The organism is Paraburkholderia translucens, assembly GCF_020881035.1.
Classification (GTDB): Bacteria; Pseudomonadota; Gammaproteobacteria; order Burkholderiales; family Burkholderiaceae; genus Paraburkholderia; species Paraburkholderia translucens.
The window spans coordinates 150,239-177,196 of the sequence record NZ_JAJITC010000012.1 but is presented as its reverse complement, the minus strand read 5'-3'; the positions used below and the strand labels follow the sequence as shown (position 1 = coordinate 177,196).

Annotated in this window: 25 protein-coding genes and 1 pseudogene; 16 read left to right on the top strand and 10 right to left on the bottom strand. The window is 66.1% G+C overall.

What is annotated here, in order from left to right; all coding sequences use genetic code 11:
- The first annotated feature begins 169 nt into the window (after positions 1 to 169).
- Positions 170 to 1,951, top strand: coding sequence for a Rieske (2Fe-2S) protein (locus tag LJ655_RS21840; protein WP_230563297.1), 1,782 nt, complete (start codon positions 170 to 172; stop codon positions 1,949 to 1,951).
- Positions 1,952 to 1,963: 12 nt separating this feature from the next.
- Here LJ655_RS21840 and LJ655_RS21835 read toward each other — a convergent pair whose 3' ends face one another.
- The 3 genes from LJ655_RS21835 to LJ655_RS21825 all read right to left on the bottom strand — a co-directional run bounded on the left by LJ655_RS21835 (position 1,964) and on the right by LJ655_RS21825 (position 4,333).
- A complete protein-coding gene (locus LJ655_RS21835) occupies positions 1,964 to 2,701 on the bottom strand; it encodes a BON domain-containing protein (RefSeq protein WP_230563296.1) in 738 nt (245 codons plus the stop codon).
- 26 nt (positions 2,702 to 2,727) lie between these two features.
- Entirely contained in the window at positions 2,728 to 3,213 is a 486-nt protein-coding gene (locus LJ655_RS21830; RefSeq protein ID WP_230563295.1) for an aminoacyl-tRNA deacylase, read from the bottom strand.
- Between the two features lie 172 nt (positions 3,214 to 3,385).
- Complete coding sequence (locus LJ655_RS21825; protein WP_230563294.1) at positions 3,386 to 4,333, bottom strand: pseudouridine-5'-phosphate glycosidase; 948 nt, start codon at positions 4,331 to 4,333, stop codon at positions 3,386 to 3,388.
- A gap of 89 nt (positions 4,334 to 4,422) precedes the next feature.
- Here LJ655_RS21825 and LJ655_RS21820 point away from each other — a divergent pair, with 89 nt between their 5' ends.
- The 3 genes from LJ655_RS21820 to LJ655_RS21810 all read left to right on the top strand — a co-directional run bounded on the left by LJ655_RS21820 (position 4,423) and on the right by LJ655_RS21810 (position 6,807).
- The gene (locus LJ655_RS21820; protein WP_230563293.1) at positions 4,423 to 5,202 is read left to right on the top strand and encodes an alpha/beta hydrolase; all 780 of its coding nucleotides are present in this window, start codon (positions 4,423 to 4,425) and stop codon (positions 5,200 to 5,202) included.
- Positions 5,203 to 5,546: 344 nt separating this feature from the next.
- Entirely contained in the window at positions 5,547 to 6,089 is a 543-nt protein-coding gene (locus LJ655_RS21815; protein WP_230563292.1) for a DUF4142 domain-containing protein, read from the top strand.
- A gap of 217 nt (positions 6,090 to 6,306) precedes the next feature.
- Positions 6,307 to 6,807: a YciE/YciF ferroxidase family protein gene (locus LJ655_RS21810; protein WP_230563291.1), complete on the top strand. Its 501-nt coding sequence runs from the start codon at positions 6,307 to 6,309 to the stop codon at positions 6,805 to 6,807.
- A 155-nt stretch (positions 6,808 to 6,962) separates the two neighbouring features.
- Here the strand turns inward: LJ655_RS21810 and LJ655_RS21805 are convergent, their stop codons facing one another.
- Positions 6,963 to 7,280: a hypothetical protein gene (locus LJ655_RS21805; RefSeq protein WP_230563290.1), complete on the bottom strand. Its 318-nt coding sequence runs from the start codon at positions 7,278 to 7,280 to the stop codon at positions 6,963 to 6,965.
- A 198-nt stretch (positions 7,281 to 7,478) separates the two neighbouring features.
- Between LJ655_RS21805 and LJ655_RS21800 the strand changes: the two genes are divergently transcribed.
- Positions 7,479 to 7,697 (top strand): hypothetical protein, encoded by a 219-nt coding sequence (locus LJ655_RS21800; protein WP_230563289.1) that lies wholly within the window; start codon positions 7,479 to 7,481, stop codon positions 7,695 to 7,697.
- A 59-nt stretch (positions 7,698 to 7,756) separates the two neighbouring features.
- Here LJ655_RS21800 and LJ655_RS21795 read toward each other — a convergent pair whose 3' ends face one another.
- The 3 genes from LJ655_RS21795 to LJ655_RS21785 form a co-directional block, all read right to left on the bottom strand.
- Positions 7,757 to 8,029 carry a DUF6723 family protein gene (locus LJ655_RS21795; protein ID WP_230563288.1) on the bottom strand — a complete coding sequence of 91 codons (273 nt, stop codon included), beginning with the start codon at positions 8,027 to 8,029 and terminating at the stop codon, positions 7,757 to 7,759.
- 134 nt (positions 8,030 to 8,163) lie between these two features.
- Positions 8,164 to 9,372 carry a zinc-dependent alcohol dehydrogenase gene (locus LJ655_RS21790; protein WP_230563287.1) on the bottom strand — a complete coding sequence of 403 codons (1,209 nt, stop codon included), beginning with the start codon at positions 9,370 to 9,372 and terminating at the stop codon, positions 8,164 to 8,166.
- A 35-nt stretch (positions 9,373 to 9,407) separates the two neighbouring features.
- A complete protein-coding gene (locus LJ655_RS21785) occupies positions 9,408 to 9,971 on the bottom strand; it encodes a hemerythrin domain-containing protein (RefSeq protein WP_230563286.1) in 564 nt (187 codons plus the stop codon).
- Positions 9,972 to 10,110: 139 nt separating this feature from the next.
- Between LJ655_RS21785 and LJ655_RS21780 the strand changes: the two genes are divergently transcribed.
- Positions 10,111 to 11,208 (top strand): glycosyltransferase family 4 protein, encoded by a 1,098-nt coding sequence (locus LJ655_RS21780; RefSeq protein ID WP_230563285.1) that lies wholly within the window; start codon positions 10,111 to 10,113, stop codon positions 11,206 to 11,208.
- Positions 11,209 to 11,359: 151 nt separating this feature from the next.
- Here the strand turns inward: LJ655_RS21780 and LJ655_RS21775 are convergent.
- Together LJ655_RS21775 and LJ655_RS21770 are read right to left on the bottom strand one after the other, a co-directional pair.
- A pseudogene (locus tag LJ655_RS21775) lies at positions 11,360 to 11,680 on the bottom strand (phosphatidylserine decarboxylase); the annotation flags it as partial.
- 28 nt (positions 11,681 to 11,708) lie between these two features.
- On the bottom strand, positions 11,709 to 12,740 hold the full coding sequence (locus tag LJ655_RS21770; RefSeq protein ID WP_329959722.1) for a flavodoxin family protein: 1,032 nt from the start codon (positions 12,738 to 12,740) through the stop codon (positions 11,709 to 11,711).
- A 177-nt stretch (positions 12,741 to 12,917) separates the two neighbouring features.
- Between LJ655_RS21770 and LJ655_RS21765 the strand changes: the two genes are divergently transcribed.
- A complete protein-coding gene (locus LJ655_RS21765; RefSeq protein ID WP_230563328.1) occupies positions 12,918 to 13,664 on the top strand; it encodes a PIG-L deacetylase family protein in 747 nt (248 codons plus the stop codon).
- Between the two features lie 14 nt (positions 13,665 to 13,678).
- Positions 13,679 to 14,608: a glycosyltransferase family 2 protein gene (locus LJ655_RS21760; RefSeq protein ID WP_230563283.1), complete on the top strand. Its 930-nt coding sequence runs from the start codon at positions 13,679 to 13,681 to the stop codon at positions 14,606 to 14,608.
- 4 nt (positions 14,609 to 14,612) lie between these two features.
- On the opposite strand, the gene LJ655_RS21755 is transcribed toward LJ655_RS21760, so the two are convergent.
- Entirely contained in the window at positions 14,613 to 17,273 is a 2,661-nt protein-coding gene (locus LJ655_RS21755; protein WP_230563282.1) for an ATP-binding cassette domain-containing protein, read from the bottom strand.
- Between the two features lie 382 nt (positions 17,274 to 17,655).
- Between LJ655_RS21755 and LJ655_RS21750 the strand changes: the two genes are divergently transcribed.
- The 8 genes from LJ655_RS21750 to LJ655_RS21715 all read left to right on the top strand — a co-directional run bounded on the left by LJ655_RS21750 (position 17,656) and on the right by LJ655_RS21715 (position 26,880).
- Positions 17,656 to 18,963: a glycosyltransferase family 4 protein gene (locus LJ655_RS21750; RefSeq protein ID WP_230563281.1), complete on the top strand. Its 1,308-nt coding sequence runs from the start codon at positions 17,656 to 17,658 to the stop codon at positions 18,961 to 18,963.
- Positions 18,964 to 19,085: 122 nt separating this feature from the next.
- Positions 19,086 to 19,688, top strand: coding sequence for a D-glycero-alpha-D-manno-heptose-1,7-bisphosphate 7-phosphatase (locus tag LJ655_RS21745; RefSeq protein ID WP_230563280.1), 603 nt, complete (start codon positions 19,086 to 19,088; stop codon positions 19,686 to 19,688).
- A complete protein-coding gene (gene waaF / locus LJ655_RS21740; protein ID WP_230563279.1) occupies positions 19,685 to 20,902 on the top strand; it encodes a lipopolysaccharide heptosyltransferase II in 1,218 nt (405 codons plus the stop codon). The genes LJ655_RS21745 and waaF overlap by 4 nt, the downstream gene beginning before the upstream one ends.
- A 20-nt stretch (positions 20,903 to 20,922) precedes the next feature.
- Positions 20,923 to 22,668 (top strand): carbamoyltransferase family protein, encoded by a 1,746-nt coding sequence (locus tag LJ655_RS21735; protein WP_230563278.1) that lies wholly within the window; start codon positions 20,923 to 20,925, stop codon positions 22,666 to 22,668.
- A complete protein-coding gene (locus LJ655_RS21730) occupies positions 22,665 to 23,753 on the top strand; it encodes a glycosyltransferase family 2 protein (protein ID WP_230563277.1) in 1,089 nt (362 codons plus the stop codon). Before LJ655_RS21735 ends, LJ655_RS21730 begins: the two co-directional genes overlap by 4 nt.
- Entirely contained in the window at positions 23,750 to 24,889 is a 1,140-nt protein-coding gene (locus LJ655_RS21725; RefSeq protein WP_230563276.1) for a glycosyltransferase family 9 protein, read from the top strand. The genes LJ655_RS21730 and LJ655_RS21725 overlap by 4 nt, the downstream gene beginning before the upstream one ends.
- Complete coding sequence (locus LJ655_RS21720) at positions 24,879 to 25,835, top strand: glycosyltransferase family 4 protein (RefSeq protein ID WP_230563275.1); 957 nt, start codon at positions 24,879 to 24,881, stop codon at positions 25,833 to 25,835. The genes LJ655_RS21725 and LJ655_RS21720 overlap by 11 nt, the downstream gene beginning before the upstream one ends.
- A gap of 37 nt (positions 25,836 to 25,872) precedes the next feature.
- Entirely contained in the window at positions 25,873 to 26,880 is a 1,008-nt protein-coding gene (locus LJ655_RS21715) for a UDP-glucuronic acid decarboxylase family protein (protein WP_230563274.1), read from the top strand.
- The last annotated feature ends 78 nt before the right edge of the window (positions 26,881 to 26,958 follow it).

The window sequence follows — 26,958 nt, the reverse complement described above, 5'->3', positions numbered from 1 at the left end:
TGTCTGAACGGTCGCCATTCTTCGATTATTCCTATCGCCATTGCAGACGGATTGACGAAGACCGTGGTTGCGGTGGACGTTCGCGTTTTGCATGAAATCTGCGTATGTTGAGAGAGGGATCGGGCGTCCCTATGACGCCCGCGCAGAACCGATGCGGGGAGGCATGTGCATGGATGCGCCGAACAACGAATTCGTGCCCGTGGGGAACCTTGAAGAACTGAAGGCGAAGGGGCGGCTCGTGGTGCAAGGGGGCCACGGCCCGATCCTCGTCATCTACGACCGCGGCCGCGTCTTCGCCCTGGACAATCGATGTCCCCACATGGGCTTCCCGCTCGATCGAGGCACGGTCGAGGACGGCATCCTCACCTGTCATTGGCACCATGCCCGCTTCGATCTGGAAAGCGGCTGCACCTTCGACCTCTGGGCGGACGATGTACCGAGCTGCGCGGTCGAGGTGCGCAATGGCGACGTCTGGGTGGCGGCCACGTTCGGTCATGCCGACCCCGCGACGCACTGGCACGAGCGGCTTGCGGACGGACTCGCACACGACCTCGGACTCGTCATCGCCAAAGCCGTGCAGGGTCAGCTCGCGGCCGGCGTACCCGTGGCCGCTATCGTGCAGCAGGTGGCGCTGTTCGGGGCGCGCAACCGTGACGGCTGGAGCATCGGTCTCACGATCCTGACGGCGCTCGCCAACCTGTTGCCCATGCTCCCGGAAGAGGACGCCTATCTCGCCCTGTTCCACGGCGCGCGCCGGGTGGCGGCGGACTGCGCGGGCGAGCCGCCGCGGCGCGACCGGGCGCCGCTCGGCAGCCGCCCGGAGCCAGCCACGCTCAAGCGTTGGCTGCGCCTCTGGACGACCGTGCGCCATCGCGAGGCGGCCGAACGCACCCTGCTGACGGCGATTGCCGCTGGCGCCTCACCCGCGGTGCTGGCAGACGCCCTGCTTTCGGCCGCGACCGAACGGGCGTTCGCGGACACCGGTCACGCGCTCGACTTCATCAACAAGGTCTTCGAGTGCCTCGACCTGATCGGGTGGACGCACGCGCCGGCGTTGCTGCCTACTATCGTCGCCCAGATGGTGACCGCCCGTGGCGCCGAGGAATCGACCGCCTGGCGCCAGCCCGTCGATCTCGTCGCGCTGTGTGACGAAGCAGCCAGCCGGATGGCGCGGCTTTGCGCCGCCGGGCGCGGCCCGCAAGGATGGTCTAACCACGCGGCGCTCGCGCGGGATCTGCTCGGGGACGATCCGGTGATGATCATCGACGCGCTGAATGCGGCGATCGGCGCGGGCGCCGCTCCCGCCGACCTCGGACAATGCCTCGCTTACGCAGCGGCGCTGCGCGTGGCCCGCTTCGGCAACGCCAATGAGCATGCGGACTGGGAGACGGCGCACCACGTCTTCACCTATGCCAATGCGGTTCACCAGATGCTCAGGCGGGTCCGCGCCACTGACATCGACAGTTACGCCGCGGCCGTGCGCGGCATCTTGCACGGAGCGATGGCGCTCTATCTTGCCCGATACCTCAACGTGCCACCGGCCCGCATCCCGGGCGAGAACAACGATCCGCTCGGAGATCTTCCGGCCGAAGAAGACACGATCCGCGCCGCCTTGCTTGACGCCTTCGACCGGCAACGACAGGTTGATCTTGCGGCAAGGCTGGTGGCGCGGCATCTCACGCTTGGCCATCCGCCCGAGGCGCTGATCGCCACGCTTGCGCTTGCGGTGCTGCGCGAGGATGCGGGTTTCCATGCCTATCAGATGCTGGAGGCCGGGGTCCGCCAGTTCGCTGCGTGGGGCAATACCGACGAGGGCCGGCATGTTCTCATTGCGGTCGCCCGCTATCTTGCGGCGCATTCACCGACCGAACGCGGCACGCTGCAAACGGCCGACATCGCCCGGCGCCTGATGCGGGGCGGCGAACTGCATCAGGAAGCTGGGGCGTCGTGAAGGCACGCCGGATCAGGCACGCACCTGGATATGATTGACGACGCCTCCGCTGGCATCCAGGCACCAGGCATCCTGTTCCGCCTGCCGTCTTTCGGCTTCGGTCGCCACCCAGCCTGCTAGCGTGATCGTGCGGTTCTCCACGTTTATGGTGATCTGCTCGGCGCGCACGCGCGGATCGGTTTCGAGCACCAGGTGCAGGACGTCGGTGATTTCATCGTCGCCGTCCGCTTCGGTGGGTACCAGCTCCAGCAGGTTCACCACGTCGCGGCAACCGCCGACCCACCAGGCAATCACACTCGCGAGGCGCTTGTGAGACAGGCTGATCACTTGCCCCGTCAAGGTCACCACACCGTCGTCGACCGTTACCTCGATGACGCCGCTGCCGTCGTTGCCCGCTTCGTCCATGGTGCCGCGCAGCAGTTCGAGTTGGCCCTTCACGCGGGCGCAAATCACGCAGTTGCGGAAATCCACCGCCTGAGCCAGCCGTTCGCAAATACGTGTGCGCAACTCGCCATCGGCGACAGGCGGGTTGGCGGTGACGCGTAACTGGTCGACGAGGCGCTCGCCCTCGCTGTGCATTCTGGTCAACTGAAGGAGGCGCTTCTTGGATGCGATATCCGGCACCTCGCCTGCCACGATCAAGGCACCATCCTCGAAAGACAGGTGAACGGGATGAGCGTGAAGCTTCAGGTGTGACTCGTGTTCGAAGGCTGCCACCACCTGCTTCAGTACCCGATCGCTGCGTTGCATGATCCGCCTCGCGCAAACCGGGCCGGTCACATTGGCAAACCCTGCATGCGACGGGCGAAGCGTGCCCGCTCGGCTCGGTCCATCAGGTGCAGGAATTGATCCGTGCCCATATGAATCAACTCTTCGTGATCGCCAGCCTCGAAATAAATGTCTGGCTGCTGGGCAAGGCTTTCGTCGAGATAGGTTTGCATGCCATAGGCCGTACATACCGGCGGGAGCGCTCCCGCGTCGCAATCCTTGAACAACTCCCGCAAATCCGTCTCTTTGGCTAACAGGAGGTGGCGTCCTGTTTTTGCCCAAAGCTCGGACAGCCGCACGGCATAGGTCGATGGCAGCACGGTGGCCACATAGCCGTGCTCGTCTTCAAAAAGCACTGTCTTGGCGAGGCGATCGCCGGGAATATGGGCTGCGGCCGCGGTTTCGACGCTGGAATGGCTGTACGGATGATGCACGATTTCGTACTGCGAGCCCTTGCTGCGCAGGCAGTCCTGGAGCGTGGCTGACATTGACATGACACACCTCCGCTGGAAGCAAACAGGAAATGACCTTCCGGGAAAGATTCTTCAAGAATAGTTCGCTTTCGCTCGCGCGGGAAACACATGGGGATGGCAGCGCCGCGCCTGCGCGGGCACGACGACTCCGCGCACACGCGGCAAGCATTGCCGCACGTCCCGGAGTGCCTGGCTACGCCGCGTCCAATCCGCGCCCCTCGCGTGCCATTGCGAGCGCCAACCGTGCCCCCACCTCGGCATTGTGTTTGACGAGCGCGATGTTTGTCGCCAGGCTGCGTCCGCCGGTCAGGGCCTTGATACGAGCCAGCAGGAAGGGGGTCACAGCCTTCCCGGTCACTCCTTGCGATCTGGCCTCGGTAAGCGCCTGCCGGGTCAGCGCGTCGATTTCTTCGGACGCCATCGCTGCCGGCGCCGGCACTGGCGTGCTCAACACCACGCCGCCCGCGAGGCCCAGGTCCCACTTGGTGCGAATGAAGCGCGCCTGCTCCACCGCGTCATCGAGCCGGAAGTCCGCGCGAAATCCGCTGTCGCGCGTGTAGAACGCAGCGAAATTGTCCTGCTCGCAACTGAGCACCGGCACGCCGTATGTTTCCAGGTATTCCAATGTAAGCCCGATGTCCAGGATGGACTTCGCACCTGCACAGACCACCGCCACCGAGGTCTTGGCCAGTTCCTGCAGGTCGGCCGAGATGTCGAAAGTTTCCTGCGCGCCCCGGTGCACTCCGCCAATGCCTCCTGTGACGAAGACCTCGATGCCGGCCAGCGCGGCGCATATCATCGTGCCGGCCACGGTGGTGGCGCCAAAGCCGCCGCCGGCCAACACGGCCGGCAGGTCGCGGCGGCTGACCTTGCGCACTTGGTCCGAGCGGGCTAACAGTTCCAACTCGCCGTCCGCTAGCCCGATGCGGATTCGCCCGCCGATCAGCGCGATCGTCGCGGGCTCCGCTCCCGCCTCGCGGATCAAGGCCTCGACTTCGCGCGCAGTGCGGATATTCTCCGGGTAGGGCATGCCGTGGGCGATGATGGTCGATTCCAGCGCCACGAGCGGTCGGCCCTCAGCCTGTGCCGCGGCTACGGGCGCGCTGTACGTCAGCCAGGCGTGTGCCAGGTCCGTGTCCATGTCGATCCTCTCGGCGGCGTGATTCACCGAAGTATGGAGCACAAAGTTGGTCCTCGGTTAGCCGCGCGAGCGCCGGGCGGCGTGAGCCGATGCCGCGCTTCACCGTTGCACACCCGATCAGGTTCGCAGGAGTCGCCACCTTGCTGGATCGTTTTCTCTACTTCCCCGAGAAGGCTGCAACCGACGATGTCGTTTCAGGCGGACTTCGCGCGTGGCCGGCACCCGAGGCGTTCAGGGGCCTCGTGGCGGAGCCCGCGGGGTCCGCGCGCGCCACTGCCCTTGTCTTTCACGGGAATGCCGGACATGCCGGCCACCGTTCGTTCTACGCCGCAGCGCTCACCCGGCTCGGGCTGCGCGTGATCCTCGCCGAATATCCAGGCTACGGGCCACGCGACGGCACGCCCGGCGAAGAGACCTTGGTCGCCGATGCCCGGCAAACCATCGCGCTCGCGCATCGCCGGTATGGCGCGCCGCTGCTGCTCATCGGCGAATCGCTCGGGGCCGGCGTGGCGGCCGCGGCCGGCTCGCGTGAACGCGACAAGACCGCCGGCTTGCTGCTCATCACGCCATGGGATCGGCTCGAACACGTCGCCGCTCATCACTATCCGTGGCTGCCCGTGAAGTGGCTGCTGCGCGACCAGTACGACAGCGTGACCCACCTGAGGTCGTTTGGCCGACCTGTTCTCGTCGTCGTTGCGCAACGCGACAGCATCGTCCCCCCGCAGTTCGGCGAAGCGCTCTACGACTCGCTGGCCGAACCGAGACGAATGGCGCTCGTGAAGGCGGCCGGACATAACGACTGGATTGGCCGCGTCGACGACACCTGGTGGCGCGAGGCAATCGGCTTCCTGCTCACGCCGTCGGATTGAAAAAAGAGCTCACGCTGCATTCGGTCAAGCAGGGGACGGGTCGCGGGCTCGTCAAAAAGTAGCATCGCGCGTTGCAAAAGTATTCCCAGTGCACACCTTCATCCTGCGTTCTACGCGTGCCCGTCAGCAGGCACCGGTCAGCCCGGAGGTCGTCGCCGGCCATGCGCTCGGCGGCGAAGCGTCGCTCGAAGGCTTCCCGGTCAAGCGCGTTAGCCGTGCAAATGCCCGGCAACCTTGGGACCGGCGGCGCGACGCGCGATGGTATGGGGCTTGCGGGAGGCTCAGCGAAGCGTGGCAACGGTCCGCTTCCCGTTCATTCCCTTGACTCTCCTGGAGGAAAAAACATGAAGCGCATTACCACCATTGCGGCAATCTGTTGCGGTCTCGCCGCTGTCCCGCACCTTGCCGCCGCGCAATCCCAGGCCGCCTCGACCACGGCCGCCGAACCGCTACCCGCTCCCGACAAGGATTTCGTGCAGGCGGCGAGCATGTCGTCGTCGACCGAAATCGACGCGGCAAAGCTCGCAACGAAGAACACCGACGACAAGGACGTGAAATCGTTCGCGCATCACATGATGCTCGATCACACGAAACTCACGATGCAGCTGAAGATGGCCGCCCCGCACGGCGTCACCGTGCCGAAGGACAACTCGGATACGGCGGTGCTCGACTCGCTGCGAGGCCTGAAAGGCAAACAGTTCGACGACGCGTATATCCAGAAGGTCGGGCTGCAGGGACATAAGGATGCGATCAACGCCTTCAAGAAGGAAATTTCCGATGGTCAGAATGCCGATTTGAAGAAGGCGGCACAAAAGGCTCTGCCGACCATCGAAGAGCACTACAAGATGGCGCAGGATCTCGCCGCGGCGAAGGGCGTTACACAGTAGCGCCGCTGCGGCTGGCGAGCGCTGATTGGCCGTCTCATTGCTGTTGGCCCGGCGAGGCCGACGTTGCAAATTCGTGCGCGAAAGGCGCTCCTCGCATTCATCTAACCCTGTCTACTGCGCTGCCAACGCAGTCGATCCGCGCGGATACGGCACGAGCCGACCCGACGGTACGTGCATTGCTCATTCGTGATCTCACACCTTTTCAGGAGGACTCACCATGACTCAGCGTAAGACGGTCGACGACCTTTTCGTCCACATGCTTTCAGACATCTACAACGCGGAAAAGCAGCTGACTCGCGCGCTGGCCAAGCTGGCTAGAAGCGTGTCCGATCCACAGCTATCCGAAGCCTTCAGGACACACCTTGAAGAAACCCACGGCCAGGTCGAGCGTATCGATCAGGTCGTAGAAAAGACCGGCATCAGGTTGAAAAGAATCAAGTGCGTCGCGATGGAAGGCTTGATCGAAGAGGGGGCCGATCTGATTGAGGAGATCGAAAAAGGGCCGGTGCTCGACGCTGGGCTCGTCGCAGCGGCGCAAAAGGTGGAGCACTACGAGATTGCTGCATACGGCAGCCTGTGCGCGATCGGCAAGCAGCTCGGGCAGACAGAGGCAGTCGAACTGCTGAAGGCAACGCTGGAAGAAGAGAAAGCCACCGACCTGAAGCTCACGGAATTCGCCGAAAAGGCGGGGAACCAGAAAGCCCGGGAACACAAATAGCCAGCCAGCAACGGCGCGGCGGGCGGCGGCATCGGCGGCGGGACTGTTCGGTGATGGAAGACGGAAAAGATGCTCGAACCGTTGGGGTCCTGACGGTATTGCGGCACAGCCGCCGATGCTGACGCAGAAGCCGCGCCCCTGGCGGTCACGATGAATCATCGTGAACAATGTTCCAACGCGGCTACTGCTTTGTGGGCTGCTTCGACGATTTCCAGGCACTCCGCGTGATGACGTACGTGCTCGCTCGCCGAACATTCGCCGTCGCGGCTCATCTGCGCAAGATCGGCACGAGCTTTTTCCAGCGCTGCCGACGGCGACCCGCTGTCGGCAATCAGCTTCGCCAGATCAAAGACGGTGCCCGAAGGCAATTCCACGAACGCCGGACAGGCCGCTCTCGCCTCACCGCTGATCGTCTGGAACCCCGCGATCATCAATACAGAGAGTCGTACGACGCTTGCGATCGGATTACTCATGGCACCATCCTATTTGCTTGCTGCCCGGGTCCAAGCCGGTTTGGCCCCGCATCGACATGCCGGCCATGTGCGGTACACGTGACAAGCCGACATCACTAAAGCCCCCAGGCCGGCTCACCGTTGCGACGCGCATGACTGCTCCGCGCTTCGATTATGATGTCCTTCCGACGACAATGCTGACCAGCCGTGGGAAGGGACATGACGCCGATCAAATTGCGAGTGCCGTGCGACGAAGCGCGCGATCTGTTAGACGATTTGACTGCCTGGGCGAGCACCAGTGGCATCGACCCGGGGCTGTCCACGTTAGGTGAGTCCGGTGTGCCGTCGAACACGGGCTCGCCCATCCTCTACGAGGTCTACGTCAGCGAAAGCTTCTTCGAGCAATTCCCGCAGTGGCGCACGTTCATCGAGCAGTAGCCGCAAAACCCGCCGTCACCATCGATACCGCATCGCGACACGCCACGACGGCCGGCCTCTCACACCTCGGGACAGGCGAGATCGCCGGCGACGATGCGCGCGCCATACTGCTCGGCGGCGAGCCGCGCCTCCTCGATGCTGTCGAATGGACCGACCGCTGGCGCGCCGTCGAACGGAAACAGACGGCGTCCATCCACTTTACGGCTCACCAGCAGATCGGCATAGAACCGTCCGTCGGCGCTGCGTCGCGCGGTGACGAAGATCGAAAAGTCGTCGCGCGAGACGGCCACTGCGGGCGAGTATCGAATGACTTTGAGCTTTCTTCTGGACATGTCTCTTCCCTGCCCGGATCAGGCCATCCTGCGGCGCCCTCCTGAAATCGCAGTCAGCGGACACGTAAAGGGTGCATTCGTTCGGAAGGCTTGCAGCGACTCCTCAATATCGTTCAGTGGCAGGGCCGCAATGTTCAAGGCTCCAGCTTCACCTTGATCCATCCCGGTTCGCGCCGGTCGAACTCGCGGTAGGCCGCGATTGCATCGACGAGCGGTTCACGCTGCGTCAGCACCGCGAGCGGATCGAGGGTACCGTTGCGCACCAGCTCGATCAGACGTGGCGTCACCGCGCGATGGTTGCAGTTGCCCATGCGCAGCACCAGATTGCGGTTCATCGCCTCACCGATCGGAAACACGCGATCGGTCGGCGGATAAACGCCGATGATCGCCACCGTGCCCGCCTTCGCGACGGCCTTCACGGCCCATTGCAGCACCTGCGACGGCCCGCTGCCCGGCTGCCAGTTGTCGCCGTCGGGCTTCGTTTGCGGCGCAATCTCCTTGACTTCCTGATCGAACAGTTGCTGCTGGTCCTTCTCTTTCTGCGCGGCGGCACCGTGCTCCGCGCGCACCGCATCGACGCCGACTGCATCGATCACGCGATCCACGCCGATGCCGCCTGACAGTTGCAGAATCGTGTCTACCGGGTCTTCCTCGTCGAAGTTGACCACTTCGGCTCCTTGCGTGCGCGCCATGTCGAGCCGCGAAGCAACGCGATCGACCACCACCACGCGGCCGGCTCCCATCAGCTTCGCGCTCGCGATCGCGAACTGGCCGACCGGCCCCGCGCCGAACACCGTAACCGTATCGCCGGTTCGCACGCCCGCCAGTTGCGCGCCGAAGTAGCCGGTCGGAAAGATATCCGACAGCATGATCGCCCGATCGTCGCCGATCTCTTCGGGCATGCGCATCAGGCTCGCGTGCGCGAGCGGCGCGCGCGCATACTGCGCTTGCAAACCCTGAAACGGTCCCGTAGATTTCGGTCCGCCGAAAAAAGCGGTGCCGGCCCCCGGCCCATGCGGATTCGCGGTATCGCATTGCGCGGTGTAACCCGCGCGGCAATACGAACAGAAGCCGCAGGAGATCGTCGACGGAATCAGCACGCGGTCGCCTGGGCGTAGATTGCGCACGGAGCGCCCCACTTCCTCGACGATGCCGACACCCTCATGTCCAAGGATCGTGCCGGGCTGCATCTCGCCGAGCGTGCCGCGCACCATGTGCAGGTCCGTGCCGCAAATCGCGCTCGACGTGAGGCGCACGAGTGCGTCGGTCGGCTGCTGCAATTGCGGGTCCGGCACGGTGTCGAGCCGGATATCGCCAATGCCGTGAAACACCACTGCCTTCATCACCCACCTCCGATGTTCGATGGCGCTTGCGCGCGTCAGGTCCTGTCGCCGACCGCGCGACTGCCCGCCTCGTCCAGCCTCGCTTGCAGCGTTTGCTTGCGCGCCGCGATCTGTTCGCCGAGGGCGGCGAGATCGCAGCCGCTGCGCCGCAGCGCCGGAAACAGTTCGCTTTCCTCTTCCTCGATGTGATGCCGCACGAGCTCGGACATGACCTTGAACGTCGCGTCGAAGCCCTTGTCTCCCGCCTTCAGCGTCTCGAATCGCGCTATCAGCGTCTTCACGAGAAAATGCTCGACGTAGGACTCGTCGACGTCGAGTTGGTCATCGTCTGGCAGCGCTCGCTGCGCGGCCGGATACAGCAACTCCTCCTCGATCATGGCGTGCATCGTCAACTCTTCGCACGCGCGCTGCGCCAACGTGGCTTTGGCTTCGAGCGCGTCGCGCTCGTCGCCGCGAGACTGGCCGAAAGCGTCGAACAGTTTCTCGACTTTGCGGTGATCGTCTATGAGCAGCGCGAGCGCGTCGGGCGTACTCGCGGTTTCGCGCGGAGCGGCAGACTTCGTCTGTTCTGATGCGGGTTTGGTCGCATGCCTGTTCATGGCGGGTCCTCTCTATCCAGTGTCCCCGATCGAGCAAACGCCATACCCAGCGGCGAGGTTCCCCCGGCGGTACGTGGCTTGCTACTCGCGGTGCAGTGCCAGGCATTGCGGCCGCCTCTCTTTCTTTGCTCGACGACCCATGAGAATTGCCCAGATCGCCCCGCTTTACGAAAGCGTGCCGCCGTTCGCATACGGCGCGACTGAACGTGTGGTGTCGTATCTGACCGAAGAACTGGTCGCGCGCGGCCACGACGTGACGCTCTATGCGAGCGCCGATTCGGCCACCGCCGCGCGACTCGTGCCGATCTGCGCTCGCGGTCTGTGGCGCGACGCGAACGTGTGGGACACGCAAACGCACCACGTCCGCCAACTCGCGCGTGTGATCGGCGACGCGCAGCGCTTCGACGTCATTCATTTTCATGGGGAGCCGCTGCATTTCGCATGGGCCGACCGCTCGCCGTGCCGCACGTTGACGACGCTGCACGGCCGTTTGCTGCCATACGATCATGGCCCCCTGTTTCGCGAATTCGCGCGGGTGCCGGTGGTGTCGATCTCCGCCAGTCAGCGCCGGCCGGTGCCGTGGGCGAACTGGCAGGGCACGGTCCATCACGGCCTGCCGCTCGGCGAGTTCGAATTTCAACCGATGGCCGGGGCCTACCTGCTTTTTCTCGGTCGCATGATGCCGGAGAAACGTCCCGATCTCGCCATCGAAATTGCCCGGCGCAGCGGCGTGCCGTTGAAGATTGCCGCGAAGATTCATCCCGGCGAGCGCAACTATTTCCGCGAGCGGATCGAACCGCTATTGCAGCGCTCTCGCGCGTTCGTCGAATACCTCGGCGAAGTGGGCGGCCTCGTACGCCGGCAGTTGATCGGGAATGCGCGCGCGTTGCTGCTGCCAATCGAATGGGACGAGCCGTTCGGCATGGTGATGATCGAGGCGATGGCGTGCGGCACCCCGGTGATCGCGTTTCGGCGAGGCGCGGTACCCGAATTGCTCGAAGACGGCGTGAACGGTCTGGTCGTCGACAACGTGGATGAGGCCGTGCAGTCCGTTGCCCGCATCGACAGCATCGAGCGCGGCGCATGCCGCCGCGTGTTCGAGCATCGTTTCACGGCCGCCCGTATGACCGACGACTACCTGACGATCTACGACACGCTTCTCGCGCAAGACCCGAGCGATCCCCCGCGCGCCGCGGCGCAGTTGGATTTGCGGCTCGATGGGACGCGACCGGTCTAGCCGCTGCCTTGCGACGCGGGCGCGTTGCGCGACGCTACCCGCGCAACGGCCGCGTTGACCTTGATGGGCGGCTGCCCGTCGCCGAATGGCGGCTCCGCGACGAAGCGGTCTATCACCCCCGGCTCGAACACGAGGCAGCAGGTCGATCCGCGGATTCGCTGAACGGCGGCGCGTAGGTCATCAGGTAGTCGACGATCGTCATCAGCTCGCCGATCGATCCATAGCCGAGCACGTAGCCCGCCTCCTGCGCCTGGCGTATCGCCCGCGTCATATCCATGCGTAGCACGGGGTCGCCTTCGAGCAGGGCCGCGAGTTCCTCGACGGCGCGCGTGCGCGGCGCCGTGCGCGCACGTTCGCGCGCTTTGGCGGCCAACGTGGTCCGGTAGCGCGCGAGATGCGCTTCTTCAGACGGCAGCCATCCTCCCAGCCGGCGCCGCTGGGACTGCGGGCTCGTCGCTTCGTCGTTTGGCATGTTTCGCCCTTCTCATGAGCGATGAGGATCATTTCGCATGTGGGGTGCCGAGACTGTCATCAGGTTCCTTGCGGCCGGCGCGAATCTGCTCGACGCAGGCCGCGACTGCTTCGGCCACGTTGGCCACTTCCTGCTGCATGTCCTCGTCGCCATCGAGCGCTTCATGGCTAGTCGCATAGGGCTCGTAGTAGCCGATAAACCGATCGAGCCGCGACTTCGCGCCCGATTCGACGAAGCCCATCCAGTCGAGCCAGTCGGCCAAGACTCTGCGCGAGTCCTCGATACCCGCGACGTCGCCGTGCACGACGACGCCATAGGCTCTGCCCGCCAGATGTTTCGGATAGTCCCAGCCAGCAAGCTCGAGACGCTTTGCTTCGTCTGGTTTCTTGCCGTGAGTCGAGGTCGGATCGGGATTGCCGCCGTCCGCGCACACGAGGCGATCCATCATCAGCTTCAGCGGTGCGGACACGTGATACCAGTAGACAGGCGTCACGATCAGCACACCGTGGCAGGCGGCAAAGCGTTCGTAGATGTCATTCATCCAGTCGTTGACGAGCCCGAGCGAATGATTCGGATAGCAACTGCATGGCCAGTGGCACAGCGGCATCGCGGTCGACACGCAGCCCTTGCACGGATGAATGTGCAGATCGCGATCGGAGTTCAGGCGCGACAGGTCGAGGAAATCGACGTCGCAGGACCTGCGTTCGAGCGTCTGCTGCGCAATCTTCGCGAGCCGGAAGCTCTTGGACATTTCACCGGGGCAGGTGTAGTCGTTGCGCGACGACGCGTTGATTACGAGCACCCGCGAGTGCGACGCCGGATCGCGTTGCCACGCTTGCGCCGCCTTCACGCGCTCGCTCGCGGCGCGCCATTCGACCGACAGATCGTAGTCCGGGTCGGCGAATCCCGGTCCGGCCTTTTCGGTGACCGGCGCCTTGCGGCCCTGCGAATAAGCATCCCAGGCAATCGCTTCGAGGCGCACGAGCGCCGCGTCTTCCGCGCGGAAGGCCGGATCGTAGAAGCGGGCCATGAAGCGTTCGCGAAACGTGTCGCGCGACATCGATTCGGTTACCTGACCTTTGCGGACCTCAACGATTCGGATGTGGGCGGGCGGATTTGAAGCGGGACTCATGGCGGGTGCGTTAAGCGGCGGTAAAACCACAGGGTCAGCATGTGTCATTCCCGCTACGAGGTTTCCCGCCGCGCACCGGCGGCACAGCGCTTGCTAACGGCCGGTATGGAATCGAACCGGCGCCTGCTCGTTATCTCACCGCATCTCGACGATGCGGTCCTTAGTTGCGGACTTTTGATCGCCGCGCATCCCGGCACCGTCGTTTGCACGGTCTTCACCGCGCCGCCGCCGCGCAACATGACGACGGATTGGGACCGCGCGTCCGGTTTCGCCGATGCGTTCGAAGCGATGCGGGCGCGTCGGAGAGAAGACCGTGAAGCGCTCGGGCTGCTTTCGGCGCGCCCCTTGCACTTACCGTTCCGCGACGCCCAATACGATGCATCGCCCGATGTGGGGGAACTCTCCGCCGCGTTGAACCGGACTGTTTCCGACACCAGGCCGACATGCGTGATGATGCCGCTGGGCCTGTTCCATTCGGATCACGTTCTCGTGGCCACTGCCTGTCTCGCGCTGTTGCAGCGTCAACCCGCCACGACGTTCGTCGCCTATGAAGACGTGCCCTACCGTCGCATCCCCGGTGTCGTGCAAGCACGTCTGTGCCACCTTGCGAAAAGCGGCTATGCCGCCGACACGCCGAATGCGTTGTCCGTGGCGTGCATGCCGCAGCAAGAGCGCATGAAACGCGCAGCGCTCGACGCCTATGGCAGCCAACTGCGCGCGTTCGGACCGGATGCGCAGGCGAGCCTGTTTTCGCCGGAACGCTATTGGCAACTGAGCCGTTGCGAGTCGAACGACGCAAATGACACGACAGAGGGCATGGACCTTGCTGTGCCCTCGCAATCCATCCGCTGACGCCGTCGCATCAGATGCAACCAAACCCCACTCACCCGCGCATTTCAATTGTCGTTCTCACGTATAACCGTGCGGGCGAATTGCTCGCCAACCTGGAGCGGCTGCTCGCACTGCCCGAAAATCCGCCGGTCATCCTCGCCGACAATGGCTCTACCGACGGCACGGTCGCGCTCGTTTCAGCGCGCTTCCCGAGTATTCGCGTCGTGGAATGCCACAGCAACCTCGGCGCGGCAGGCCGCAACCTCGCGCTCGCGTGCGTCGACACCGAGTATGTCGCGTTCTGCGACGACGACACCTGGTGGGCCCCCGGCTCGCTCGAACTCGCGGTGCAACTTCTCGACGCCTGGCCGCGCGTCGGCGTGCTCAATGCACGCGTGGTCGTCGGCCCCGACGACACGACGGATCCGACCTGTGTGTTGATGCGCGCAAGCCCCCTCGGCAGCGTCGGCCTGCCCGGACCCTCCTTGATCGGCTATATGGCCGGTGCGTGCGTGTTTCGCACCGCGCTGTTTCGCGAAATCGGCGGCTACGAGCCGCGTCTTTTCATCGGCGGGGAGGAAGCGCTCGTTTCGCTCGACGTGCTCGCCTCGGGATACGCGATCGTCTACTGCGATCAGATGACGCTCCATCATCATCCGTCGCCGGCGCGCGACAGCGCGTTGCGGCGTCGCATGCTCGCGCGTAACGCCGCGTGGGTGGCATGGCTGCGTTTGCCGTGGAGCGAAGCGTTGGCCACAACGCTGCGCGCGCTCGGCGTGTTCACGCGCGAAGGCACGCTGGCACGCGATGGCATCGAACTGCTGGCGGGGCTGGCGTGGGCCGCCCCACGCCGCCAGGTGGTCCCGCAACCCATCCTCGCGATGCGCGCCCGTGTGCGCGCGGCCGAACGCAATCCCGGCGCACACGCCGCAACTACCGTGGGGAAGTTCGACGCGCCGGGTTAAGACCTCAAACACGCACGAGGCGTCCGATCGCGGCGATCAGTTCTTCGGGCGGCACGGGCTTGTGTAGATGCGCGTCGAAGCGTGCGCCGTGCGTGCGCGTTTCGTCGAGTGCTTCGGCGTAGCCGGTCAGCGCGATGGCGGGCAAAGGCCGGCGCGGCGACGAGGGCTGCTCGCCCTCCAGCTCGCGCAAGCGGCGCAACACGTCGTAGCCATCTTCGCCCGCCAGCACCAGATCGCAAAGCAGCACCTGCGGCCATTGCGCCGGGTCGGTCGCCCGCAGCCAGTCCAGCGCTTCGGCACCCGCCGCGAACAGCCGCACGCGCGCGCCGTTCGCGCTCAGCACCGCTTCGAGCGCGTCGCGCGCTTCTTCCTGATCGTCGATCGCGATGACGAAGACGCCGTCGAGCGCAGCGGGCTCGCCCGCATCCGCCGCCGGCAGCGCCCTCACCGGCGCCTGCGCCTCCGCGACCGGCCGCAGCGGCAGCATCGCCACATAGGCGAGCCGCCCATCCACCGGCATCAGCGTGAAGCCGCCGCCCGCGGCCGCCAGCGCGCTTTCCATATGCCGCGCCGTTGCCTGCGACAATTCGGCGGGCTTGTCCCCCATGCCGAGCACGCTGATCCACACATGATTGCCGTGACGTTGCGCGCGCAATGCGATGCGCTGCCCGCGGCTCGCCTGTGCGAGCTCGTTGCGGCACAGCTCGGCGATCAGCGGTTGCAGCACGCTCGGGTCGCCCGTCACGCGCAGCTCGTTGCCGGTCGGCTCCGCGTAGACCACCACCCCTTGCTCGGCGATCTCGTCGTGCAGCGCGTCGATCACACCGGCCGTCAATGCGCTGACGCTGACCGATCGCGCGGTCAGCCGGCGCTGCGCGTGTTCGAGTTCGCCCTGCTGCCATTGCAGCGACCACATCTTCGCGTACATGCCCTCGCGTGAGAGCAGTTCGCGATGCGTGCCCTGCTCCACCACCTGCCCGTGCTCCATCACCAGAATCCAGTCCGCGTCGACGACGGTGGAAAGCCGGTGCGCAATCACGATCGACGTGCGGCCTTGCGCGAGGCGTGTGAGCTCGGTCTGGATCGCGCGCTCCGAGCGCGTGTCGAGCGCCGAGGTCGCCTCGTCGAACACGATGATGCGCGGGTCCTTCAGAATCGCGCGGGCAATCGCGATGCGCTGCCGCTCGCCGCCCGACAGCCGCACGCCGCGCTCGCCGACGCGCGTGTCGTAATGGTCCGGCAAGCGCTCGATGAACTCGTCGAGCTGCGCGGCCCGGGCTGCCCGAACGACGTCCGCGCGCGTCGCCGACGCACGTCCGTAGGCAATGTTGTAGGCGATCGTTTCATTGAACAGCACGGTGTCCTGCGGCACGATGCCGATCGCCTCGCGCAGACTGCGCTGCGTGACCAGGCTGATGTCCTGCCCGTCGATGCGGATCGTGCCGCCCTCGGGCCTATACAGCCGGAACAGCAGCTTCACGAGCGTCGATTTGCCCGAGCCGCTGCCGCCGACCACCGCGAGCGTCTTGCCCGGATACGCGCGGAAATCGACGTCGCGCAACACCTGGCGCGCGGCATCATAGCCGAAGTCGACATGCTCGAACTCGATCAGGCCCGCGCCGACCTTCAGCGGCTGCGCGTCGCGCGCGTCGATATCCTCGCCGACGCGGCCGCGCGCCGCCAGGATCACGAACATCCGCTCGACGTTGACGAGCGCGTCGTTGGTCTCGCGAAACACGAAGCCGAGCGTGTTCAACGGCATGCAGATCTGGATCAGGTACGCGTTCACCAGAATCAGGTCGCCGACGCTCATGGTGCCGGCCACCACGTGCTCGGCGGCCAGCAGCATCACCGCCGCCACCCCGAGCGCGATCACCCCGCTCTGTCCTACGTGCAAGGCGGTCAACGCGTGCTGGTTGGCGATCCGCGCGTGCACCCACTTCTCCAGCACGTCGCTGAGCCGTTGAGTTTCGTTGTGTTCGGTCGCGAAGTACTTGACCGTGTCGTAGTTCAGCAGACTATCGACGAGCCGCCCGTCTGACTGCGCCTCCAGCAGATTGACCGCGCGCTGGAACGCGACGCGCCGCCGCGTGAACACGAACGTATAGCCCGCGTACAGCACGAAGGTCGCGACGATCGCGAACATGAATTCGCGCGCGTAGTTGTGCACCATGATCGCGACGATCACCACGATCTCGAACAGCGTCGGCACGATCGTAAACAGTGCAGTGCCGAGCAGAAAACCGATACCGTCAGCGCCTTTCTGCACGTCGCGCACGATCGCGCCGGTCTCGCGCCGCGCGTGAAAGCGCGCGCTGAGCCGATGCAGGTGCGCGAAGGTCCGCTCGGTCAGCGCCGCGACCGTACGCTGCACGACGATGCTGAACACGACGTCGCGCGCCTCGTTGAGCGCGTCGCCGAAAAAGCGCAGCAGCGCATAGGCGAGCACGAGGAATACCGGAAACACCAAATGCTCGGGCGGATGGCCGAGCTCGTCGACGATGTGCTTGAGCGTGAGCGGCACCAGCACCGTCGAGAGCCGCGCGGCGATCATCAGCACGAGCGCCCCGATGGTCTGCCCGCGATAACGCCATACCGCTTGCGCGAGGTCGGAAAAGATCCGGCGAGTCAGTTCGGAGCGAGGCACCTGGGCAGAATTCGGCATGAGATCCTGGGTCGTGACGCGGTCGGCAGAGACTTCTCGAAGGAGCGACGGCAAGCAAGCGGCGCGCCAGACGCCGCTGTAAAAACGGCCGATCGATACCGGTCTACTCCCTTCCGCGATCGGCATTCCTCCGGACAATCCCTGCACTCATCGTAGTACCGATGCCGCGCGCGCGGCGCGAAGTTACATCGCCGTTTGTAGAAACAGGGAACGCCACAGCGCTTCTTGCCCCGTGAAAATGGGGCACGCAACAGCGCTTCTCCCGCCGGCCCGCGCTCTGCGGCGCTTGCCCGCGCCGCATGAGACGAATGGCACAGCGAATGCTCGGCGCCGGTGAACCATCCTCGATGTACAGGACCGCGCACCTCAGGAAGGAGTGCCAATGAAGATCGCCTTGATCAGTGACCACGCGTCGCCACTCGCTGTCGCCGGTGGCGTCGATAGCGGCGGGCAAAACATCTACGTCGCGAACGTCGCCCGTCAGCTGGTGGAAATGGGCCATCAGGTCGACGTGTTCACGCGCCGCGATCGCGCACTGCTGCCCGAGTGCGTCGAGATGGACGGCGCGCGCGTGATTCACGTGCCCGCCGGACCGCCGCGGCAATTGCCGAAGGAGCGGCTACTGCCCTTCATGAACGAGTTCGCCGACTATCTGATCGCGTTCTTTCGCCGCGAAGCGCTGCCCTACGACGTAATGCACGCGAACTTTTTCATGTCGGGCCTCGCCGCGCTCCGGGTGAAGGCTGTCCTCGGCATCCCGCTGGCCACGACCTTCCACGCGCTGGGCCGTGTGCGGCGCATCCATCAGGGCGCGGACGACGGCTTCCCCGACGAGCGCTTCGCCATCGAAGACGAGCTGGTCGCGCGCTCGGATGTCGTCGTCGCCGAATGCCCGCAGGACGAGGCCGATCTGCTCGAACACTATCGCGCCGATCCGGCGCGCATCGAGATCGTGCCGTGCGGTTTCGATGCGCAGGAGTTCAGGCCCGTCGAGCGCGCATTCGCGCGCGATGCGCTTGGCTGGCGTCAGCACGACTTCATCGCGCTGCAGCTGGGCCGGCTCGTGCAGCGCAAGGGCATCGACAACGTCGTGCGCGGCGTCGGCGTGCTGAAGCACCGGTTCGATGCGGCCGCGCGACTGTACGTGGTCGGCGGCAATTCGGACGCGCCCAATGAAATCGCGACTCCGGAGATCGCGCGCTTGCGCGGGATCGCACGCGAATGCGGTGTCGCTGACGAGACCTGCTTCGTCGGCCGGCGCGGCCGCGCGTGGCTGCGCTACTTCTACAGCGCTGCCGACGTGTTCGTGACGACGCCGTGGTACGAGCCGTTCGGCATCACGCCGATCGAAGCGATGGCCTGCGCGACGCCCGTAGTCGGCGCCGATGTCGGCGGCATCCGCTATTCGGTGATCGATGGCGTAACGGGCTTTCTCGTGCCGCCGCGCGATCCGTACGCGCTCGCCGCGCGCCTCGACCTCCTGCGGCGCGACCCGGCGCGCGCGAGACAGATGGGCGAAGCGGGGCTCGAACGCGCGCGCACCAGCTTCACCTGGCGCGGCGTCAGCGAAGCGCTCGCGCAAGTCTATGCGCGCGCGGCGCGGCTCGTGCCGGCCCAAACATCGCTCGACGCCGCGTCCGAACCGGCGCGGGCGCCGCTGCGCGCAGTGGCCGGAGCGTCGTTCCGTTGACGACGGCGCGCGCCGCGCGAACGCGAACGGTGCGCGCAGTTGAAACGCGCCGCGGTCGGTCCAGCGGCTGCGGCGCGCTTTTTTCGACATTTGACCGAAGTTCGCGCATGCCACGAACCATCATGAGGCAACCTGCTGTGTTCATCGACAAGGACGGCACGCTGCTCGAAGACGTGCCCTACAACGCCGATCCCGCGCTGATGCGATTCGCGCCGGGCGCGCGCGAAGCGCTCGCGCTGCTCGCCGCCTACCCGTATGCGCTGTTCGTCATCACCAATCAGGCCGGCGTCGCGCTCGGCAAGTTCGAAGACGGAGCGCTGTGCGGCGTCGAACGCCGCCTGCGGCAAATGTTCGCCGAGTGCGGCGCCACACTCGCCGGCGTGTACTGGTGCCCGCATCATCCCGAGGGCAGCGTCGCGCGCTATGCGATCGCCTGCGATTGCCGCAAACCGGCGCCCGGCATGCTGCTGCGCGCAGCGCAAGAGCATGAGCTCGATCTCGGACGTAGCTGGTTCATCGGCGACATTCTCGACGACGTCGAAGCGGGCAATCGCGCCGGCTGTCGGACGATCCTGCTCGACAACGGCCACGAGACCGAATGGCGAAGCGGCCCGCGGCGCGCGCCGGGCGCGCGCGCGGCCGATCTGCGCGAGGCCGCGCAACTCGTGGTGTTGCACGGTCTGCCACCGGGTACCGCGGTGCGAGCAAGGGAGGCGCCGCGATGAACGCGCCACTGCCGCTTGCGCCGCCTGAACTGGCTCACGCGCGCGTGCCCGACACGTCGCTGCCAGCGTGCTGGGGCGCGGAGGTCAAGCGGATTCTGTGCGTGCGCCTCGACAATCTCGGCGACGTGCTGATGACGACGCCCGCGCTGCACGCGCTGCGCGCGTCCGCCCGGGATCGCCATCTCACGCTGCTGACCTCGCGCAGCGGCGTCGCGCTCGCGCCATTTCTCGACGACATCGATCAGGTAATCGAATACGACGCGCCGTGGGTCGCGCAAGCGTCGAGCGCGGCGCACGGCCTGCTCGACGATCAACGGATGCAGCAGCGGCTGCGGCGCGGCCGCTTCGACGCCGCGGTGATCTTCACCGTGTATAGCCAGAGCCCGTTGCCCGCCGCGATGCTGTGCTATCTCGCGGGGATTCCGCGGCGCCTCGCGCATTGCCGCGAAAATCCGTACGCCTTGCTGACCGACTGGCTGCGCGAACCGGAGCCGCAGCAGCGCATGCGGCACGAGGTGCAACGCCAGTTGGACCTGGTGCGGCACGTCGGCGCGCAGACGGACGACACCGGGATGCGCTTTCGCGTGCCGCCCGCCGCGCGCCATTCGCTCGATGCGCAACTAAGGACGCTCGGCCTCGCCCGCCATACCGAGTGCATCGTGCTGCATCCGGGTGCGAGCGCCGCGTCGCGCCGCTATCCGCCCGAGCGCTTCGGCGAAGTCGCGGCACGGCTCGCTCGGGAAACCGGCGCGGCCGTGCTCGTGACCGGCAGCGCAAGCGAGCGAGCTCTGGTCGAGACCGTGATGCACGCGAGCGGGCCAGCCGTGCGTGCGCAGCTCTACGACCTGAGCGGTGCGCTGACGCTCGCCGAGCTCGCCGCGCTGCTCGAACGCGCGAGCGTGCTCGTCTCGAACAATAGCGGCCCCGTGCATCTCGCATCGGCGCTCGGCACGCCGGTCGTCGATCTGTACGCGCTGACCAACCCTCAGCACACGCCGTGGCAGACACAGGCACGCGTGCTGTATCGCGACGTCGAGTGCCGCTGGTGCTATCGCAGCGTGTGTCCGCACGGGCATCACGCCTGTCTGCTCGGCGTGCCGAGCGACGAGGTCGTGCAGGCGGCACTGGAATTGCGGCGCGTGCATGCGAATGCGCCGGGTTGCATCGCTAGCGCGAACGCGCCGTCGCTGACGGATCAGCCAGCGGTCCCCTGAACCCATTCTCTGCGAACGCCATGTACACACTCGGAATCAATGCGGTCTATCACGACAGCGCGGCCGCGCTGCTGCGTGACGGCGTCGTGCTCGCCGCCGCCGAAGACGAACGCTTCACGCACGTCAAACACGCGAAACGCCCCGTGCCGTTCTCGACGTGGCAGCTCCCGTTCGACGCGATCGACTACTGCCTGAAAGCGGCCGGCATCACGCTCGCCGACGTCGATCACGTCGCTTACTCGTACGACCCGACGCTGTTCGGCGGCATGCCGAAAAAGCCCGGCGCCACGATCGAGCTGCCGTTCGACCCCGCCGGCACGCGTCCGGCCGATCCGTCGGCGTCGCCGTGGGATCCGCTCTTTCTCAGCTATATCGCCAACGCCAAGGGCCAGTTGCTCGACGGCGCGCCGCATCATCTGCGCAAGCGCTTCCAGGGCGTGGACCGCGAGCACGGCTTTGCATGGCACTTCGTCGAGCACCATCTCGCGCACGAAGCGAGCGCATTTCTCGCCGCGCCGTTCGAGGACACCGCCGTGCTGACGATGGACGGCCGCGGCGAAGGGGTGACGACCAGCATGGGGCAGTTCGCCGGCGGCGAATACAAGCGCCTGAAGCAGGTCGAGCTGCCGCACTCGCTCGGACTGCTCTACGAAGCGGTAACCGACTGGCTCGGCTTCCTGCACTCGTCGGACGAGTACAAGGTGATGGCGCTCGCGTCGTTCGGCAAACCGGCTTATGTCGACGAGTTTCGCCAGATCGTGCGCTATCGGCGGGACGGCAGCTATACCGTCGACGCGCCGCGCCTGACCGAACGGTTCGGTCCCGCGCGCGAACGCGGCGGCCCGCTCGAGCAACGCCACTTCGATATCGCCAATTCGTTGCAGCGCGTGCTCGAGGAGACCGTACTCGAACTGACGCACTGGCTGCACAGGCAGACCGGCTTGAGCCGGCTCTGCATGGCGGGCGGCGTCGCGCTGAACTGCGTGATGAACTCCAGGGTGCGCGACGCGGGGCCGTTCAGCGAAGTCTGGGTGCAACCGGCGGCCGGCGACGCCGGCACCGCGCTCGGCGCGGCACTGTGGACCGACGATCGCGAGCGTGCCGCGCGCGGTGAGCGCAAGCGTCACTGGAAAATGGATCACGCCTATCTCGGACCGGAATACAGCGAAGCGGAAATCGAGCAGTTTCTGCGCTGGTCGAAAGTGCCGTACCGGCGCCTCGCCGACATCGCCGGCGAGAGCGCCGATCTGCTCGCGCAAGGCAAGGTGATCGGCTGGTATCAGGGCCGCACCGAATTCGGGCCGCGCGCGCTCGGTGCGCGCTCGATCCTCGCGTCGCCGGTCGATCCGAAGATGCAGGCGAAGCTCAACGAGATCAAGGATCGCGAGGACTTCCGTCCGGTCGCGCCGGTCGTGATGGAGGAGGAAGCCAATGAATGGTTCGTCAATGGCCAAAGCGCGCCGTTCATGCTGTTCGTGTTCGACGTGCGCGCCGACAAGGCCGCGCGCATTCCGGCCGTACGCCATGTGGACGGCACCGCGCGGGTGCAGACGATCAACCGCGCGCAACACCCGCTGTACTACGACCTGCTGGCCGCTTTCAGGCAGCGCACCGGCGTGCCGATTCTCGTCAACACGTCGTTCAACACGCGCGGCGAGCCGATGGTGAATTCGCCGCGTGACGCGGTCGAGTCGTTCTGGACCTCGCCGCTCGATGCCCTCGTGATCGGCCCGTTCCTCGTCGACAAAGCGGGAGGCGGCGCATGAACGCATGGGCCATGTGTCCGGCGCCACTGCACGGCGGCGTGGCCGCGCGCTACAGTAGCGAGGATGCCGAAGAAACGGGGCGCACGCTGCGCTCGCCGTCATGGCCCGACGTGTCGGTGGTCGTGCCCACCTACCGGCGCGCCGCGACGCTCGCGAACTGTCTCGCCGCGCTGTGCGCCCAGCAGTTCGCGCCGCACCGCTACGAGATCGTGATCTGCGACGACGGCCCAGACGCAGCCACGCGCGCCTGCGTCGAACGGTTTGCGCGCGAGCAGGCGCCGCGCGGCCTGGAGGTGCACTACCTGCCGGTCACGCGCACCCAAGGGCCAGCCGGCGCGCGCAACGCGGGCTGGCAGTACGCGCGTGCCTCGCTGATCGCGTTCACCGACGACGACACACTGCCCGATCCGCACTGGCTGAGCGCCGGCGTCGCGGCGCTCGAGCATGGCGCCGCGGCGGCCGCCGGCACGATCCTCGTGCCGCTGCCCAGCTTGCCCGATCTGCCCACCGACTACGAAGCGGACGCGAGCGGGCTCGCGCAAGCCGAATTCGCGACCGCGAACGCATTCGTCACGCGCGCTGCGCTCGCCGCGACCGGCGGCTTCGACGAACGCTTCACTTCAGCGTGGCGCGAGGATTCGGACCTCCAGTTCACGCTGCTGACCGCGGGCGGCAGGATCGTGCGAGCCCGCGACGCGGTGGTGGTGCATCCGGTGCGGCCGGCGCGCTGGGGCGTCAGCATCGGGCAGCAGAGAAAGAGCCAGTTCGATGCGCTGCTCTATCGCAAGCACCCCGAACTGTTTAGAACGCGCATCCGTTCGCGGCCACCGCTCCTCTACTATGCGATTCTCGCCGCGGCATTGCTCGCGCTTGGCGGCGCGTTCGCGGACCTCCCGATGCTGGTGGGCGTGAGCTCGCTCGCGTGGTGCGTATTGACCGGCTACTTCTGCGCGCTGCGTCTGCGCGGGCGCAACCACGGCTGGCGGCACGTCGCCGAGATGATATTGACATCGATCCCGATTCCGTTTCTGTCGATCTTCTGGCGGCTCTATGGCGCCATCCGTTTCAGGGTGTTCTTTCCATGACCGAACCATCGTTGCTGGCGGCGCTCGCGCCGCGCCGTATCGTCGTCTTTCGCGCGCTGCAGCTCGGTGACATGCTGTGCGCGGTCCCCGCATTGCGCGCGCTGCGTGCGGCCGCGCCGCATGCGCATATCGCGTTGATCGGACTGCCGTGGGCACGCGCGTTCGTCGAGCGCTACGCGGCGCTCGTCGACGAGCTGATCGTGTTTCCCGGCGCGCCCGGCTTTCCAGAGCAGCGCGAATCGGACGATGGCTTGCCCGCCTTCTTCGCGCAGATGCGCGACCGGCGTTTCGATCTCGCGATCCAGCTGCACGGCAGCGGCGGCATCGCCAACGATCTGCTGCAGCAATTCGGTGCGCGCGCTGCAGCCGGCTTCGTGCAGCCGGACGAAGCGCCGCGCGCAGGCTCGTTCATCGCGTGGCCCGACACGTTGCCCGAGCCCGAGCGTTATCTGGCGCTGATGAACGCGCTCGGCGCACCGGCGCGTGACAGTCGCCTGACGTTCCCGCTTACCGCGCAGGACATCGACGAGTACAGTGCGCTGCGCGCACGGCACGGCATCGAAAGCGAGCGGCTCGTGCTGGTTCACCCGGGCTCGCAATTGCCGTCGCGTCGCTGGCCGGCAGAGCGCTTCGCGGCCGTCGCCGATCACCTCGCCGCGCACGGCTGGCAGATCGCGATCACCGGCACGGCCGCCGAAGCGCCGTTGACCTGCGCGGTGCTCGGCGCGATGAGCGCGCCCGCAGTGCATCTGGCGGGCGCGACTTCGCTCGGCGGCCTCGCAGCGCTGGTCGCGCATGCGCGGCTCGTGGTCTGCAATGACACCGGCATATCGCACATCGCCGCGGCAATGGCGACCGCGTCGGTCGTGATCGCATGCGGCAGCGACACGCGACGCTGGGCGCCGCTCGATCATGCGCGGCATCGCGTGCTGGCCGACTATCCAGCGTGCCGCCCTTGCATGTTCCGCGACTGCCCGTACGGTCATCCGTGCGCGCTGAACGTCGGCGTAGTTCAGGTGGTCGAGACCGCACGCGAGCAGCTCGCGCGCGCGCCCGGCGCGCAACCCGGCGCGCGCGGCAGCTTGCACACGGGCACCGTTGCGCTGTCTATTGAGGGGCTGCACCATGCTGCGTAACTGCCGCCGGCTACGCGTGCTGACCTGGCACGTGCACGGCAACTACCTGTATTACCTGAGCCAGGCGCCGCACGACTTCTATCTGGTGACGAAACCCGGACATCCGCCCGGTTACGCGGGCAAGGTAGGGGTACTGCCGTGGGGCGACAACGTGCACGAAATCGCGCGCGACGACGTCGCTAATCACGAGTTCGACGTGGTGCTGTACCAGCACCGCACACACTGGGAACATGATCGCGAGCACGTGCTGAGCGCCGCGCAGCGGCGGCTGCCGCGCATCTATGTCGAACACGATCCGCCGCAGGAGAATGCGTTCGAGCAATGGCATTGGGTCGACGATCCCGGCACGCTGCTGGTTCACGTCACCCACTTCAACCGCCTGATGTGGGACAGCGGCGTCACACCGACTCGCGTGATCGAACACGGTGTCGTGGTGCCCGACGGCGTGCGTTACAGCGGCGAACTGGAGCGCGGCATCGTGGTCGTCAATCATCTCGCGCAGCGCGGACGCCGCCTCGGCGCCGATATCTTCAACGAAGCGCGTACCCGCGTGCCGCTCGATCTGGTCGGCATGGACGCCCAGCGGCTTGGCGGAATCGGCGAAATCGGCAATCTGGATCTGGCCGCATTCAGCGCACGCTACCGGCTGTTTTTCAATCCGATCCGCTGGACCAGTCTTGGCCTCGCGATCATCGAAGCCATGACGATCGGCATGCCGATCGTCGGTCTCGCGACGACCGAGCTCGCCACCGTGATCCGCAACGGCGAGAACGGCTTCGTGCATACCGACGTCGATGCGCTCGTCGACGCGATGCACGAGCTGCTGCGCGATCCGGGCGAAGCACGGCGGCTCGGCGACGGCGCGCGGCGCACCGCCCTGGAGCGCTTTCATATCGAGCGCTTTGCGCAGGACTGGCACGACGCGCTGCTGCAGGTCACCGCGTGAACCATGCTCAGCCGGTCCAAACAGAGGATCAAGCACCATGAAAGAACTCACCCGCAAGCGCATCCTGGTCACCGGCGGCGCCGGCTTTCTCGGCTCGCATCTGTGCGAGAGGCTGGTCGCGCAGGGACACGACGTGCTGTGCGTCGACAACTTCTACACCGGCAGCAAAGACAATATCGCGCATCTGCTCGACTGCGCGAACTTCGAGCTGATGCGTCACGACGTGACCTTCCCGCTGTATGTGGAAGTCGACCAGATTTATAACCTCGCGTGCCCCGCGTCGCCGATTCACTACCAGCACGATCCGGTGCAAACCACGAAAACCAGCGTGCACGGCGCGATCAACATGCTCGGGCTCGCCAAGCGCGTCAAAGCGCGGATTTTCCAGGCATCGACGAGCGAAGTGTATGGCGATGCGCTCGTGCATCCGCAAAGGGAGGACTACTGGGGTCACGTGAATCCGATCGGTCCGCGCTCGTGCTACGACGAAGGCAAGCGCTGCGCCGAAACCTTGTTCATGGACTATCACCGCCAGCACGGCCTGTCGATCCGCATCGCGCGTATCTTCAACACGTATGGTCCGCGCATGCATCCGGCCGATGGCCGCGTGGTGTCGAACTTCATGATGCAGGCGCTGCGCGGCGAACCGCTGACCCTCTATGGCGACGGCACGCAAACGCGTTCGTTCTGCTATGTCGACGACATGGTTGGCGCGTTCATTCTGCTGATGAACTGCGCCGACGATCCGGGCGGCCCCGTCAATCTCGGCAACCCGCACGAAGTATCGATGCGCGAGATCGCGATGCGCATCGTCGCGCTGACGGGCTCCACGTCGCCGCTCGAAACGCGGCCGCTGCCGGCCGACGATCCGTGGCATCGGCAGCCCGACATTTCGGCGGCGACGAGGCTGCTCGGCTGGCGACCGGACACCTCGCTCGACGAAGGACTGCTGCGCACCGCGCGTTATTTCCGCGCGCGGATCGCGGCGAGTCAGCAGCCGCTGCCGCAGGCGGGCGCGGGGGCGAGCGTCGAGTCGGCCCCGTGAGCCGCCAGCGCGGGAACAGTCGAATCGGGAGCCGGCGATCGAGGAGTGTCTCTTCGCCTCGCGCGAGTGGGCCCGGCT